This is a genomic window from Delftia sp. PX-1, from assembly GCF_055797465.1.
On the sequence record NZ_CP184763.1, the window covers coordinates 2443841 to 2458991 of the forward strand.

General features: G+C 68.8%; 12 protein-coding genes. 3 read left to right on the plus strand and 9 right to left on the minus strand.

Going from position 1 to position 15151, the window contains the following annotated elements:
* Window positions 1–50: 50 nt before the first annotated feature.
* From ACN20X_RS11230 to ACN20X_RS11245, 4 genes are all read right to left on the minus strand, one after another.
* Window positions 51–857: an ABC transporter ATP-binding protein gene (locus ACN20X_RS11230; protein ID WP_017407363.1), complete on the minus strand. Its 807-nt coding sequence runs from the start codon at window positions 855–857 to the stop codon at window positions 51–53.
* Window positions 854–1789, minus strand: coding sequence for a nitrate ABC transporter permease (ntrB, locus tag ACN20X_RS11235; RefSeq protein ID WP_034367678.1), 936 nt, complete (start codon window positions 1787–1789; stop codon window positions 854–856). Before ntrB ends, ACN20X_RS11230 begins: the two co-directional genes overlap by 4 nt.
* Before the next feature lie 40 nt (window positions 1790–1829).
* A complete protein-coding gene (locus tag ACN20X_RS11240) occupies window positions 1830–3110 on the minus strand; it encodes a CmpA/NrtA family ABC transporter substrate-binding protein (protein WP_461609195.1) in 1281 nt (426 codons plus the stop codon).
* 317 nt (window positions 3111–3427) lie between these two features.
* Window positions 3428–4693, minus strand: coding sequence for a nitrate regulatory protein (locus tag ACN20X_RS11245; protein WP_017407366.1), 1266 nt, complete (start codon window positions 4691–4693; stop codon window positions 3428–3430).
* 295 nt (window positions 4694–4988) lie between these two features.
* On the opposite strand from ACN20X_RS11245, the gene ACN20X_RS11250 reads away from it, so the two are divergent.
* On the plus strand, window positions 4989–6683 hold the full coding sequence (locus tag ACN20X_RS11250; RefSeq protein WP_016449713.1) for a putative bifunctional diguanylate cyclase/phosphodiesterase: 1695 nt from the start codon (window positions 4989–4991) through the stop codon (window positions 6681–6683).
* Window positions 6684–6773: 90 nt separating this feature from the next.
* Entirely contained in the window at window positions 6774–7814 is a 1041-nt protein-coding gene (gene tsaD / locus ACN20X_RS11255; protein WP_473210610.1) for a tRNA (adenosine(37)-N6)-threonylcarbamoyltransferase complex transferase subunit TsaD, read from the plus strand.
* A gap of 151 nt (window positions 7815–7965) precedes the next feature.
* Here tsaD and ACN20X_RS11260 read toward each other — a convergent pair whose 3' ends face one another.
* The gene (locus ACN20X_RS11260) at window positions 7966–8346 is read right to left on the minus strand and encodes an Hsp20/alpha crystallin family protein (RefSeq protein ID WP_016449711.1); all 381 of its coding nucleotides are present in this window, start codon (window positions 8344–8346) and stop codon (window positions 7966–7968) included.
* Between the two features lie 97 nt (window positions 8347–8443).
* Here ACN20X_RS11260 and ACN20X_RS11265 point away from each other — a divergent pair, with 97 nt between their 5' ends.
* Entirely contained in the window at window positions 8444–9754 is a 1311-nt protein-coding gene (locus ACN20X_RS11265; RefSeq protein ID WP_473210611.1) for a branched-chain amino acid ABC transporter substrate-binding protein, read from the plus strand.
* A 27-nt stretch (window positions 9755–9781) separates the two neighbouring features.
* Here ACN20X_RS11265 and mltB read toward each other — a convergent pair whose 3' ends face one another.
* From mltB to ACN20X_RS11285, 4 genes are read right to left on the minus strand one after another with little or no spacing between them, the layout of a single operon-like run.
* Window positions 9782–10978, minus strand: coding sequence for a lytic murein transglycosylase B (gene mltB, locus ACN20X_RS11270; RefSeq protein WP_473210612.1), 1197 nt, complete (start codon window positions 10976–10978; stop codon window positions 9782–9784).
* Complete coding sequence (locus ACN20X_RS11275; protein WP_473210613.1) at window positions 10975–13131, minus strand: transglutaminase TgpA family protein; 2157 nt, start codon at window positions 13129–13131, stop codon at window positions 10975–10977. Before ACN20X_RS11275 ends, mltB begins: the two co-directional genes overlap by 4 nt.
* Complete coding sequence (locus tag ACN20X_RS11280; RefSeq protein ID WP_473210614.1) at window positions 13128–14162, minus strand: DUF58 domain-containing protein; 1035 nt, start codon at window positions 14160–14162, stop codon at window positions 13128–13130. The genes ACN20X_RS11275 and ACN20X_RS11280 overlap by 4 nt, the downstream gene beginning before the upstream one ends.
* Window positions 14162–15082: an AAA family ATPase gene (locus ACN20X_RS11285; RefSeq protein ID WP_016449706.1), complete on the minus strand. Its 921-nt coding sequence runs from the start codon at window positions 15080–15082 to the stop codon at window positions 14162–14164. The genes ACN20X_RS11280 and ACN20X_RS11285 overlap by 1 nt, the downstream gene beginning before the upstream one ends.
* Window positions 15083–15151: the final 69 nt, after the last annotated feature.

Genomic DNA, 15151 nt, shown 5'->3' on the forward strand with positions numbered 1-15151 from the left:
GGCCTGCCCGCCATGGGCAGGGTCTCGAAGGCGGCAGGACCTGCGAAGGTTCAGGCCGCCTTTTCCACATGCCCCTGGCGGGTGTAGAGGAAATCGATCACGGCCTTGCGGCACTGGCGGTAGAGGTCGTCCTCGGCCAGCGCCACGCGGTTGCGCGGGCGGGCCAGGCCGACCTGCAGCACCTCGCCGATGGTGGCGGCCGGGCCGTTGGTCATCATCACGATCTTGTCGGACAGCAGCACGGCCTCGTCCACATCGTGCGTGACCATGACCACGGTGCTTTGCGTGCGCGCCACGATCTCCAGCAGCTCGTCCTGCAGCTTGGCGCGCGTGAGCGCATCGAGCGCGCCGAAGGGCTCGTCCATCAGCAGCACCTGCGGCTCCATCGACAGCGCGCGCGCAATGCCCACGCGCTGCTTCATGCCGCCCGATATCTCGCCGGGCCGCTTGTGCGCGGCATGGGCCAGGCCCACCAGTTCCAGCGCGGCCAGGGTGCGGGCCTTGAGCTGGGCGCGGCTTTCCGTGCGGCCATAGACGCGCTCCACGGCCAGGTGGATGTTGCCCTCGCAGGTCAGCCAGGGCAGCAGCGAGTGGTTCTGGAAGACCACGGCGCGCTCGGGCCCGGGGCCCTTGATCTCCTTGTTGGCGCACAGCAGCACGCCCGTGGTGGGCGTGGTCAGGCCCGCGATCAGGTTCAGCAGGGTGGACTTGCCGCAGCCCGAGTGGCCGATCAGCGAGACGAACTCGCCTCGCGCAATGGTCAGGTCGATATTGCGCAGCGCCGGAAACAGGCCCTTGGCGGTCTTGAAGCTCTGCTCCACGCCCTGGATCTCGATGAACTTGGACGATGCATTCATGCCTTCACCTCTTCGAACGTAAATGCCGTTGCCAGCTTGACCAGGGCCATCTCCAGCAGCAGGCCCACGATGCCGATCACGAAGATCGCGATGATGATGTTCTTGACGTTGAGGTTGTTCCACTCGTCCCAGACCCAGAAGCCGATGCCCACGCCGCCGGTGAGCATCTCGGCCGCGACGATGACCAGCCAGGCCGTGCCCACGGCCAGGCGCACGCCGGTCAGCATGTAGGGCAGCACGGCCGGGAACAGGATGGTGGTGGCGATCTTCCACTCGCTGAGGTTGAGCACGCGCGCCACGTTCATGTAGTCCTGCGGCACGCGCTGCACGCCCACGGCGGTGTTGATGAGCATGGGCCAGATCGAGCAGATGAAGATGGTCCAGATGGCCGCCGGGTTGGCGCCCTTGAAGACCAGCAGGCCTATGGGCAGCCAGGCCAGCGGCGACACCGGGCGCAGCAGGCTGATCAGCGGGTTGAACATGCGCGACAGGAAGTTGAAGCGCCCGATCACGAAGCCGGCCGGAATGCCGACCAGCGCCGCCAGGCCGAAGCCCACGGCCACGCGCTGCAGCGAAGCGAGCACGTTCCAGCCCACGCCCTGGTCATTGGGGCCGTTGCGGTAGAACGGGTCGCTGAAAATCTCCACCGCCTGCTGCCAGGTCGCCAGGGGCCCCGGAATGCTCTGGCCGGAGCCCGCGGCCACCAGGGACCACACGCCCACGAGCAGGCCGAGGCCGCACAGCGGCGGCAGCACGGCCAGCCAGAAGGCGCGCGACAGCGCCGCCCAGTCGCGCGCAGGGGCGGGAGTCCTGGGCGTTGCCGGTGCAGCCTGCATGGCCGGGACCGGGGATGCAGCGGTGGGGGAAACCGGCGCAGGCGGGGCGGCGGCGGTGGAGGACTCTGCCGGGAAGTGGAAGACGGCGCTGACCATGGTGTGTTCCTCGGTGGGATGGGTCTTCAAAGGGGATCTCTCAGGCCTTGATGGCGAAGCTGTCCGCGTACTTGCGCGGGTCCTTGCCGTCCCAGACCGTGCCGTCCATCAGCTTGCTGCTGCGCATCTCGCCCTTGGGCAGCGGGGCCTTGGCGGCGGTGGCGGCCTGCTGGTAGATGTCCAGGCGGTTGATGGAGCGGGCCACGCCCAGGTAGTCGGGGTGGTCCTTGAGCAGGCCCCAGCGCTTGTGCTGGGTGAGGAACCACATGCCGTCGGACAGATAGGGATAGCCCACGCTGCCGTCGCCATAGAACTTCATGTGGTGGGGGTCGTCCCAGGTCTTGCCCATGCCGTCCTGGTAGCGGCCCAGGATGCGCTGGTTGATGGCGTCCACGCCGGTGTTCACATAGGCCTTGCCGGCAATGGTGTCGGCCATGCGGGTCTTGTTGGCCAGGCTCTCGTCGATCCAGCGGCCGGCCTCGATGATGGCGGCCGTCACGGCGCGTGCCGTGTTGGGGTTCTGGCGGGCAAATTCGGCCGTGGTGCCCAGCACCTTCTCGGGATGGTCCTGCCAGATGGCCTGGGAGGTGGTGGCCGTGACGCCGATACCGTCCATGATGGCGCGGTGGTTCCAGGGCTCGCCCACGCAAAAGCCGTCCATGTTGCCCACGCGCATGTTGGCCACCATCTGCGGCGGCGGCACGGTGATGACCTTGGCATCCTTGAGCGGGTGGATGCCGTTGGCCGCCAGCCAGTAGTACAGCCACATGGCATGCGTGCCCGTGGGAAAGGTCTGGGCAAAGGTGTATTCGCGCTTTTCGCTGGCCATCAGCTTGGCCAGGCCTGCGCCGTTGACGGCGCCCTTGTCGGCCAGCTTCTTGGACAGCGTGATGGCCTGGCCGTTGTGGTTGAGCGTCATCAGCACGGCCATGTCCTTCCGGGCGCCGCCCACGCCCAGGTGCATGCCGTAGACCAGGCCGTACAGCACATGGGCAAAGTCCAGTTCGCCATTGGCCAGCTTGTCGCGCACGCTGGCCCAGCTCGCTTCCTTGGAAGGAATGATCCTGACACCGTACTTCTGGTCGATCCCCAGCACCGAGGCCATGACCACGCTGGCGCAATCGGTCAGCGGAATGAAGCCGATGCGCACTTCCTTTTTCTCGGGCGCATCCGAGCCGGCCGCCCAGGCGCCGTGGTGGCCCAGCTGGGTGTAGAGCGCCGCGCCGCCTGCCAGCGTGCTGGCCTGGCGCAGAAAATCGCGCCGGGGCAGTGCCGGGCCGGAGGTGAGAGGGCCTGTGGTGGGCTGGGGCGTGGACGCCATGGCGGAACTCCTTCGATCGTCGGGAATGGAACACTTGCAAACCGGCATATCCCAAGCAAAACGGCGTCCTCTCCGGCCGCGCTGCGCGGGGAGAGTGACGCCGTTGTCCTGGGGTCCTGAATCAAGACCGGGTTCCCGGCCGCCTTTGGCCGGGATTTGCCAGATTCAATGCAGAAACCGTGCCAGGCGGCGTTCAAGGGGGACCATGCACTCCACCGGCCTTGCTGTCCGCGCCGGGCCACCTTCTGGTGCGCGACTTGCCGCAGCACTGCACCAAGTCGGTGCTGCGCTGCAACATGGCGCGCAGCGGCCCGGGTTCATGGGGCGGGCGGCAGCAGATCGGCCATGGAAAGCACGGCCTGCGCCACTTCGGCCAGGCGGCGGTTCTGGTTCATGGCGGTCTGGCGCAGCAGCTTGTGGGCCTCGCCTTCGCTGAGCTGGCGCCGTGTCATCAACAGGCCCTTGGCGCGCTCCAGCAGCTTGCGTTCCGTCAGCGTGGCGCGCACGGTCTCCAGCTCGGCCTGCATGGCCTGCAGCCGCTGGGACTGGTCCTGCACCAGGTCCATCACGGATCGGTCCAGCTGCGGGCCCAGACGCGCGGCCGGGGGCTGCAGCCCGCCCAGCGCCAGCGTGGCGGAGACGGGCGTGATCTCCATTGCCTGCGGCGCCTGCAGCAGCGTCTGCAGGGCGGCGCGCGCATCGACAATGCAGCGCTGGCACTGCTGCTGCAGCTCGGCCGTCAGGCGGGCCTCGACGGTGTGCAGCGCATCCATGCGCCGCGAGCAGCTGTCGAACCAGGGCTCGGCCATCTCCGGCGCCAGGGGAGTGCCCGGCGCGGCCGTGCAGCCCACGCGGCGCAGGCGTTCGATCACGGCCAGCGTGGCATCGGCCGCGCTGCTTTCTTGCCACAGGGCCAGGGAATGGGGCGGCGCAAACTCCGCAAAGACCTGAAAGCAGCGCTCCTGCGAGGCGATCAGGTGCAGCCAGTGCTGCTGGCGCGGCGCATCGCTGACGCCCGCACCAAAGGCGGCCACGCCCGTGGCACGCTCCTGGCCCGCGAATTCCTTGCCCTGCATGAAGTTGAACAAGGCCACCAGCAGGCGCGAGATACCGGGCTCGGGGGCGCTGTCGGCCGCCTCGAACACCACGGCCAGCAGGCCTGCCACCAGCTCGATGTAGATGGCGGTGGCCGCCTCCGGCGACAGGTCGTGGCTGGCGACGCGCTCGCGCAGCGCAGGCAGGGCGTCCAGGCACTGCAGCACATGGGCGATGCGGCTGAACAGCCGCGCGCCATGGCCGGGGTGTCCCGTGGAGTCTGTTTGGCCGGGCTGCATGTCCAGCCGGTCGAAGCCGTCAAGCGCCGCCGCGGCAATCCGGTCGCACTCGGCCATCTGCGCCAGCCGTGCCTCGCCGCCATGCGCGCCCGCGCTGGCCAGAAAGACGTTGGACAGGCCGCGCTCCTTTTGCAGCGCATGGATGAGGCGGCTGAGCAGATCCACCAGTGCGCTGGTGCGCTGCAGTTGCTCCAGCTCGCCGATTTCGCACTGGCGCGCGGCCACAAGAAAGTTGAGAGCGGTTTTCATGGGGGACTGGTCCTGTCTGCCTGCGTTGATGCAATTCCCATGCCGGGCCTGCCGTGGCGCAAAAGGAGAAGTAGAAGCAAGGCGCAGGGTTTGATAGAATTTTTCTAACGTTTTGAAATCGTCGATACAAATTTGGACGCGCGAATGTGTCGAATATTTGCCGGGCGCCCTGCAGGAAAAAGCCCGGCTTTCCGGCACACACGACAACCATGGCATAGCCATCCACAAGATCGGGCTGCGCAATGCGGCAGCGAGGCTGAATCAGCATGAGCTTGCAATATCACGAGAAGATCGGATGTCCCCCGTGCGCTGGCGGTTCATGACCCAGGCGGTGTTGGGGCGGACTGCTGTGCGCCGGCGTGGCCCGTCCCTGGCTGCGCTGCTGCTGGGCCTGGCGCAGTGCCGGGCACTGGCGGGGGGCGAGCTCCTGGCCGCATCGGCGCCATCCGATGGCCAGGGAAGCTGGGCCGCGGGGTGGAGCGCTTTCGGCCTGTGGGGCGCCATTCCCGTTCTGATATTCCTGCTGGTTTCGCTGGTGGTCCATGTGCGCCTGCGCGAGAAGGCTCAGCGCCTGACGCAATCGCTGCAGCAGACCAATGAAAAGCTGCTGCGCGCCAATGTGAAGCTCAAGCGCATCGCCTTCAGGGACCCGCTGACCGGCACGGCCAACCGGGCGCTGCTCGAGTACCGGCTTGGCCGGGCGATTGCGCGCGCCGACAGCTCGGTGGAGCAGCCAGGGCCCGGCGGGCCGGTGCGCGTGGGCCTGCTGTACATCGATCTGGACGGATTCAAGCCCATCAACGACGTGGAGGGCCATGCCGCAGGTGACGCGCTGCTGTGCCAGGTGGCCGTGCGCCTGAACCGTATGACGCGCAAGTCGGACACGCTGGCGCGCGTGGGGGGCGATGAGTTCGTGCTGCTGCTGGGCTGCCTGGCATCGGAGGACGATGCCGTGGCCATGGCCGGCCGGGTGCAGAAGGTTTTGGGTCAGCCCTTCGATCTGCCGGGAAAGTCCATCTCCATCGGCAGCTCCGTCGGCGTGGCCATCTATCCCGATCATGGCCAGAAGGAAAAGCTCATGGCGGCGGCCGACCTCGCCATGTACACGGCCAAGCGCGCCGGCGGGAATTCCTGCGCCATCTTCAAGGAAAGCATGCGCAAGGATGTGGCCGTGCAGTTCGACCTGCAGCAAGCCCTGCGCCGCGCCGTGGCAAGCCAGCAGCTGGTGCTGTTCTACCAGCCCAAGATCGATGCCCGCACGGGCCGCATCCGCAGCGTGGAGGCGCTGGTTCGATGGAACCATCCCCGATTCGGCCTCATCAGCCCCCGCGTGTTCATTCCGCTGGCCGAGCGCTTCGGCCTGATCAGCGAGATCGGCGACTGGGTCATCGACGAGGCCTGCCGCCAGACTGCCCAGTGGACGCGCCAGCGGCGCTTCATGCGCGTCTCCATCAATATTTCGGGCTATCAGCTCTTTCAGACGCGGCTGGCCCAGTACATCGGCGAAGCGATCGAGCGGCACCGCATTCGGCCCGAGCAGCTGGTCTTCGAGATCACCGAGTCCGTGGCCATGGAGGACGACAAGACCACCATGGCCGTGATTGCCGAGTTGACGGGCATGGGCGTGCAGATTTCCATCGACGACTTCGGCACCGGCTACTCCAGCCTGGCCCTGCTGCGCCAGCTGGGCGCCGACGAGGTCAAGATCGACCGCAGCTTCGTGCGGGACGTGGCCATCAAGAGCGACGCGCGGGCCGTGGTCGATGCCATCGTGCGCCTGGCCCATGCGCTGGAGCTGCGCGTGGTGGCCGAAGGCGTGACCGACCAGCAGCAGCGCGAAGTGCTTCAGACGCTGGGCTGCGACGAGCTGCAGGGCTTTTACTTCGCTCGCCCCATGAACGCCCAGGCGCTGATCGCCAGCGAAATCTGGACCTCCGACGGCATCGAGCCCGTGCAGTTCTCGCGCTCGTCATACCTGGACAACCTGTAGCGGCCCGCCGGCCCCGCAACTGCCCGCCGGCCAGGGGCCATTGACGCGGGCGGCCGTGCGCCGCGCCCGCAGGTTCTACACTTCAGTCCCATGAGTTTGCTGATTCTGGGGATCGAATCCTCCTGCGATGAAACCGGCGTGGCCCTGGTCGAGGCCCCCGATGGCACGGGCGTGCCCAGGCTGCTGTCCCATGCGCTGCACAGCCAGATCGACATGCACCGCGCCTACGGCGGCGTGGTGCCCGAGCTGGCCAGCCGCGACCACATCCGCCGCGTGCTGCCGCTGACCGAAAACGTGCTGGGCGAGTCCGGCCGCTCGCTGGACCAGGTCGATGTGATCGCCTTCACGCGCGGCCCCGGCCTGGCCGGCGCGCTGTTGGTGGGCGCGGGCGTGGCCTGCGCCATGGCTGCGGCATTGAACAAGCCCGTGCTGGGCGTGCACCACCTGGAAGGCCATCTGCTGTCGCCCTTCCTGAGCGCCGATCCCCCCGAATTCCCCTTCGTGGCCCTGCTGGTCTCGGGCGGCCACACGCAGCTGATGCGCGTGGACGGCGTGGGCAGCTACGCCATCCTGGGCGAGACCATCGATGACGCGGCCGGCGAGGCCTTCGACAAATCGGCCAAGCTCATGGGCCTGCCCTATCCGGGCGGTCCCGTGCTCTCGCGCCTGGCCGAAGGCGGCGATGCCCAGGCCTTCAAGCTGCCCCGGCCGCTGCTGCATTCGGGCGACCTGGACTTCTCCTTCGCCGGCCTGAAGACGGCCGTGCTGACCCAGGCGAAGAAGCTAGGCGATGACCTGGAGACGCGCAAGGCCGACCTGGCCGCCAGCACGCAGGCGGCCATCGTCGAGGTGCTGGTCAAGAAGACCCTGGCCGCGCTGCAGCAGACCGGCATGAAGCGCGTGGTCGTGGCCGGCGGCGTGGGCGCCAACCGTCTGCTGCGCGCCCAGCTGGATGCGGCCTGTGCCAAGCGCAAGCTGCGCGTGCACTACCCCGAGCTGCACCTGTGCACCGACAACGGCGCCATGATCGCCATGGCCGCCGCCATGCGCCTGCAGGCAGGCCGCGAAATGGCGAACAGGCACTACGCGTTCGACGTCAAGCCGAGCTGGCCGCTCGATTCGCTGGCCTGATGGTCCGGGGCCGCGTGCCCGGCCTGCACGGCGGGCGCAAAAAAAGCCCGGCGCGGGCCGGGCTCTGGAAACGGGCTGTCACCTTGCCAAGAGGATGGAAGAAAGGATGGTTGACAGCCCGGGTGCACAAACGCGCTGACCGTGACCGGACTTACTGGATGCTCAGCATGGTGGCCTTGCTCTGGGGTTCCAGGCGGGCCAGGGACAGCGTGAGCACGCCGTTTTCCAGCTTGGCGCTGCTGGCGGCCGTGTCGATTTCATGGTCCAGCTCCCAGGCACGCTGCACCTGGCGGGGCGCGCCCTCGACGCTGGACAGACGTACCACGGCGCCTTCGATGCTCAGCTGCAGCTGCTCGCGGGACAGGCCGGGCACATCCAGCTGCAAGGTCGTGGCCTTTTCATCGCGCTGAACCTGCACCGACGAGAGCGAAGGGGCCGCGTTGCCCAGGGTGCCTTGCAAGAAGCGCTGCAGGGCCAGATCGGCGGCTTGGGGAGCGAAGGCGTTGCGGCGGAGAACAGGCGTGAAGATCATGGTGGGTTGGCTCCTATAAACTGCGCGGCTTCATCGAAGTTGTCGCCGCATGGAGCCTAGTTAAGCGGTGTTGAACGCATTTCAAGAGGAAAAAGCCATGAATAAATTGCGCCGCAAGGTCTTGAAAAGCGGCGCCATGGCGCTATTTGCGGCGCCCGCGCTGCTGGCCCGGGCGTCAAGCGGACACGACCGGCCCGTGTCGCCGCCGCGCGGCGAGCCGATACGGCTGGCGCTGATCGAAAGCCTGTCCGGCCCCTTTGCCAACACGGGCGAGGCCGTGTTCCGCAACCTGCTGTGGGCCGCCGAGCGCGTGAACGCGCGCGGCGGTGTGCTGCTGCCGGCCGCGCAGGGCGGCGCCCGGCCCCTGGCCATCGAACGCCATGACAGCAAGGGCCAGAACGAGGAGGCGCTGTCTGCGCTGCGCGCAGCCATCGACGGCGGCGCGCGCGTGGTCATGCAGGGCAATTCATCGGCCGTGGCCGCCGTGCTGGTCGACGCCATTGCCAAGCACAACGAGCGCGATCCGGCCCGGCGCGTGCTGTACCTGAACTACTCGGCCGTCGATCCCGCGCTCACCAACGAGCGCTGCAGCTTCTGGCACTTTCGCTTCGACGCCCATGCCGACATGCGCATGGCCGCGCTGATGCAGGTGCTGCGCGAGGACGGGTCCGTGCGCAGCGCCTACCTGATCGGGCAGGACTACAGCTTTGGCCAGGCCGTGCTGCGCGAGGCAAGGCGCCAGCTGGCCGCGCAGCGGCCCGATGTGGCCATCGTGGGCGACGAGCTGCATCCCGTGGGGCGCGTCAAGGACTTTGCGCCTTATGCGGCCAAGATCAAGGCCAGCGGCGCCCAGGCCGTGGTCACGGGCAACTGGGGCAACGATCTGATGCTGCTGGTCAAGGCCGCGCGGGAGGCGGGTTTTGACGGCCGCTTCTACACCTTCTACGGCAATGCGCTGGGCGCGCCCGCTGCCCTGGGCGAGGCCGGCGTGGGCAAGGTGCTGGCCGTGGCCGACTGGCTGCCCAACGTGCCGGGCCCCGACAGCCAGGCCTTCTACAAGTCATTCCGCGAGCGCTTTCCCAGGCCTGCCGATGACTATGTGCACATGCGCATGCAGCTGATGATCGAGGCCCTGGCCCAGTCCATGGCGCGTGCGGGCAGCACCGACACGGTGGCCGTGGCGCAGGCGCTGGAAAGCGCGGACGTGACCCTGGCCGGACGCAGGGGCCGCATGCGCGCGGTCGACCACCAGTTCCAGCAGGCGCTGGTGGTCGGCGTCATGGACAGGCAGGGGGCGCCAGGCGTGCCCTTCGATGTGGAAGGCTCGGGCTACGGCTTCCGCGTGGTGCGAGAGATCGAGGCCGCGCGTGCCGAGCAGCCCGCGATGTGCCGCATGCGCCGGCCCTGACCGCCTCGACGGTTTGGATGGCCTGGATCAGCGGCCCATGGCTGCCGCGACTTCCTGGCCCAGCTCGATCACGGACAGCGCGTAGTAGCTGGACCAGTTGTAGCGCGTGATGGCATAGAAGTTCTCCGTGCCCGCGATGTACAGCGGCTGGCCCTGCGCGCCGTTTTCCAGCTTGACCAGGGCCAGCGGCCCCGGGTGCGCGGCGCCGTCGCCAGGCAACTGCACGCCGCGTGCGGCCATCTCGTCGGCCGTGAACTGGGGAAGGATGTCGGGCGCCAGCAGGGCGGCCAGGTCGGCGCCCTGGGCCTGCATGATCACCGGGTAGTGGGTGGGCATGCCGCTTTTCCAGCCATGCGCGACAAAGTAGTTGGCCACCGACCCGATGGCATCGGCCGCGCTGCCGAACAGGTCGATGCGGTCGTCGCCGTCAAAGTCCACGGCCCACTTCACCCAGCTGCTGGGCATGAACTGGCCCATGCCCATGGCGCCTGCGTAGCTGCCGCGCAGCGAGAACGGGTCCGTGCCCGCACGGTGGGTGAAGCGCAGGAACTGCTCCAGCTCGCCACGGAAGTACTCGGTGCGTGCCTGCGCGCGGGGGTGGGCTGCGGGGAAGTCGAAGCTCAGCGTGGCCAGGGCGTCGATCACGCGGAAATTGCCCATCTGCTGGCCGTAGATGGTCTCCACGCCGATGATGCCGACGATGATTTCGGCCGGCACGCCGTACTGCTTTTCGGCACGCGCCAGCGCAGCGGCATTGGCCTGCCAAAAGCGTGTCCCGGCACGTATGCGCACGGGCTCGACAAAGCGGCTGCGGTAGACGCCCCAGTTCTTTGCCGTGCCCTGGACGGCCGGCGTCATCAGGCGCGGCACCTGGGGCAGAAAGCGGGCCTGGGCGATGGTCTCGCGCACCCAGTCCACCGGCAGGTCGTGGCGCATCGCAATGTCGGCGGCCATCTGCATGGCTTCAGGCCGTTCGCCGTAGGGCGTGCTGCCCTGCACGGTCCTGGCCACGGCGGCGCCGCCAGCGGCCGTGGCGGCGGCACCAGCGGCCGTGCGCTTTTTCGTGGAAGGTTTGGCCGTGGACTTGGTCGTGGTTTTAGCGGAGGTTTTGGCCGTGGCTTGGGCGGCAGGGCTGGCTGCCGGCTTGCCGGCCAGCGCGCCGCAGGGCACGGCCGCGGCCGCGAGCAGCAGCAGGGCGCAGGGGATCAGTCGTTGCTTGGTCATGGTGTGCTTGTCGTGGGACCGGCAGCGGCGGCTTGTGGCCGTGGCTGCGGATTGCGTGGCCAGTCCAGCGCCCGCCATTGGCGTCGCAGGGCGGGCAGGCCGGGGGTGTCGGGTGCGGATGAGGATGGGGATGGGGATGGCCGTGCGTAGCGCTGGCGCTCCATGCCCAGGAGCCAGTCGTGAAGGGCCTGGGCCGCCTTGGCATCGTCCCGGCCCCAGCGGTCCATGACCTGGGCTGCCAGCGCACGTGGGGGCAGGCTGGCGTCGGCGTCCAGGCCGATGCGCCGCAGCCGGGCGCGGGTCCTGTCCATGAGGCGCAGCCATTCGTCGCGGCTGGTGCGCTGGGCGCGGGCCATCCAGGCCAGCCACGCCAGCGCAGCCACGCCGGCCAGCGCGCCCAGCAGGCGCAGCATGTCCACCCACGAGGGCGATTGCACGCCCAGGTTCTTGAGCAGGTCCAGCTGGCGGCTTTGCGTGTAGTTGAGCACCCACTGGTTCCAGCCGTTGTTGACGGCCTCCCACACGGCGCGCATCTGCTGCAGCATGCCCACGCTCACGAAGTTGCCCATGGCTCCGGCGATGGCGCCCTGCGGTGCGCGCAGGCGCTGGAACTCGCCCACGCGCGACGGGGCCACGGCGCCAGTGGGGTCGATGCGCACCCAGCCCTCATCCTCCAGCCACACCTCGGTCCAGGCATGGGCGTCGGCGTTGCGCACGGTCCAGTAGCCGTCGACCGGGTTGCGCTCGCCACCCTGGTAGCCGGTGACGATGCGGGCAGGCACGCCCATGCCGCGCATCAGCACGGCGAAGGCCGAGGCGATGTGCTCGCAGAATCCCTCTTTGCTGTCGAACCAGAAGTCATCGGCCGTGTGCACGCTGTCCACCACGCCGGGCGCCAGCGTGTAGGTGTAGCCGCCCTTGCGCAGGCGCGCCAGCGCGGCCTGCACCCAGGCGCGGGGCGCGGCATCGGCCAGTTGCGGGTCGGCACGCATCTGCCGGGCCAGCTCCAGCGTGCGCGGGTTGCTGCCTTCGGGCAGCTGGGTGTAGCGGCGCAGGCCGCGCGTGGGCTTGAGCGGGCCGTAGCTGAACTGCACATGGCTTTGGGCGCTGATGCGCACCACGTCGGTGATGGGGCGCCAGGTCAGCCATTGCAGCTGGGGTGTCATGCGGGCGGTGCCCATGCCTGGGGGGAGCTCGGGAGTCCTGGCCGCGGCGTCCAGCAGGGGTAGCCAGGGGCGGCGGCTGGGCTCTATGGTCATCTGGTAGCTCACGCCCTCGCCGGAGACGCGCAACTGCGCGTCCTCCAGAACGGCCTCCGTGTCCATCTGCCATTCCTGTCCGTCAAAGCGAGACAGAACGGGTCCCCGGAAATACAGGGTGTTGGCAGGCGGAGGAGCACCATCGGGCGTATCGAAACGCAGGCGCAGGGCCACGTTTTCGTCCAGCACCAGCGAGGCCATGGAGCCCACGCGCATGTTCTCCGACAGGCCGCTGCGGCCGGCCAGGTCGTTGCCCGGCACGCCCCACAGCGGGGCCATGCGCGGAAAGAACAGGAACAGCGCCACCATCACCGGCGTGCCCCACAGCGCCAGCAGGGCTGCCGTGCGCAGCGCCTGGGTCAGCGGCGGCCGGCCGGCGGTCATGTGGGCATTGACCAGGGCCGTGAGCAGGCCCAGCAGGCCCAGCACCATGGCCAGGGCCAGCAGCAGGGACTGCGAGTAGAAGAAGTTGGCCAGCAGCGCGAAGAAGCCCAGGAAGAACACCACCATGGCGTCGCGCCGGGCGCGCAGCTCCAGTGTCTTGAGCGCCAGCAGCAGCACGATCAGCGTCACGCCCGCATCGCGCCCGACAAAGGTGCCGTGCGAGACCCAGGTGGCGCCCAGGGCCAGCAGCAGCAGTCCGCCCAGCAGCCAGCGGCCGGGCAGGGGCTGGCCGCGCCAGGCCAGCAGGGCGCGCCACAGCAGCAGGCCGGCCACGAAGACCATGGTCCACCAGGGCGTGTGGGCGGCCTGGGGCATCAGCACCCAGGCCACCACGGCCAGCAGGAACAGGGTGTCTCGCGCATCGCGGGGCAGGGCGGCCAGGCGCTGGCGCCAAGTGGCCGCAGGCTGCGCAATGGCTTGGAAGGAGGAGGGCATGGACGTGCGATTCATGGGCAGGCCGCCAGGGCTTCCAGGCAGAGCGTGGCATGGGCCGGGCCCTGGTCGGGGGCGATCTCGCGGCCGTCGGGCAGGCGCAGGCCCCAGGTCAGGTCCTGCTGGCGCGCGGCCAGCACCCAGGCGGTCAGGCGGCTGAGGCGGGCCTCGGGGTCGGCCAGGCCGGTGGCCTTGGCATCCAGCCACAGGCGGTGCTGCTGGGACAGCGGGCGGTCGCGGCTCACCAGCTGGTTGCTGCCCGTGGCAAAGGCCTGTGCAGCCTTTTTCCAGACCACCAGCTTGAGCGGATCGCCGCGACGGTAGGCCCGCACACCGTCGAACTCGTCGCCGTGCCGCGTGGCAGCCGCGCTGCGGCCGCCGGCATCGGCGCTGGCCGGTGGCAGGGGTGGCGGATTGTGCTCGGGCGCCGGGTAGATCCAGGCCTGCGTCTGTGCGCGCCACAGCGCCCAGACGCGGAAGGTGCCCAGCGGATAGCGGGTGGCCGCTGTGATCGTGGGCAGCGGCTGCCGTCCCCGGCGCAGCGGCGTGAAGGCCAACTGTGCCGTGGTGCTGCCCTGTGCCGGTACATCGATCCAGGTCCAGTCGGTGGCCGGGACATCGCCCTGCACGGCCAGGCCTATGCCCCAGCGCGTGCTGCGGCGGCTGTTGTGCAGCACCACGTCGAAGCGGCAGGGCCGGCCGGCAAAGCTGCCGGCCGGCGGCACCAGGTGCATTGCCAGGCCGCGCAGGTTGCCGTGGCCGACCACCATGCCCGCAGCCGCGCTTCCGGCCAGCAAAAAGGTCAGCAGGTAGCCCAGGTTGAGCTGGTAGTTGATGGCCGCCACCAGCAGCACGCACAGCGTCAGCGCCAGGGCCCAGCCTGCGCGCGAGGGCATGATGTAGACATTGCGCTGGGTCAGCCTGAGGCTGTCGGTGCGCGGCAGGCGGGCATGCCACCACTGGCGCACGCGCCGCGCAGGAGACCAGCGCTGGCGCAGCGGTGCCCCCGGCTGGGCGGCGCCGGGCGAGGACGCGGGAGCGGCCGGCATCAGCGCAGCGCCACGGCGTCCAGCATGGCGCGCACCTGCTCCACGGCACCCCGGCCGCTGGAGCCTATGGGCACCAGGCGGTGGGCGGCCGTCTGCGGCAGGATGGCCTGCACATCGTCGGGCGCCACGTAGTCACGCCCCTCCATCAGGGCCACCGCCCTGGCCGCGCGCAGCAGCGCAATGCCCGCGCGAGGCGACAGGCCCTGCACGAACCACTGGCCCGAGCGCGTCGCCTCCAGCAGGTCCTGCACATAGTCGAGCAAGGCATCGCTGGCATGGACCTGCAGCACGGCGGCCTGCAACTGCTGCAGCTCGTCCGTGGCCAGCAGCGGGAGCAGTGCATCGGCCTGGGCGCGCCGGCCATTGCCGGACAGCAGGGAGCGCTCGGCCGCGCGGTCGGGATAGCCCAGGCTGATGCGCATCAGAAAGCGGTCCAGCTGGCTTTCGGGCAGCGGGAAGGTGCCCAGCTGTTCCTGCGGGTTCTGCGTGGCGATCACGAAGAAGGGCTCGGGCAGGCGGTGCGTGCGGCCTTCGGACGAGACCTGGCGCTCTTCCATGGCTTCGAGCAGGGCGCTCTGTGTCTTGGGGCTGGCGCGGTTGATCTCGTCGGCCAGCAGTACCTGGGCGAAAACGGGACCTGGATGGAAGACGAAGGACTCGCTGCTGCGCTCATAGATGGACACGCCGGTGAGGTCGCTGGGCATGAGGTCGGCCGTGAACTGCACGCGCGAGAACTGCAGCCCGAAGCTGTGCGCCAGCGCATGGGCCAGCGTGGTCTTGCCCACGCCGGGAACGTCTTCCAGCAGCAGGTGTCCCCCGGCCAGCAGGCAGGCCACGCTGTCGCGGACTTGAGCCGGCTTCCCTACAACCACCGTGTTAAGCTGATCCAGAAGCGCCTTGATCTTGTGTGTAGCTTGCATGGCGCGACGTTATCCTAAAAAAAACATCGCGGAGACATCACTGTGGGCAAGACGGGTTATTTCACCCAT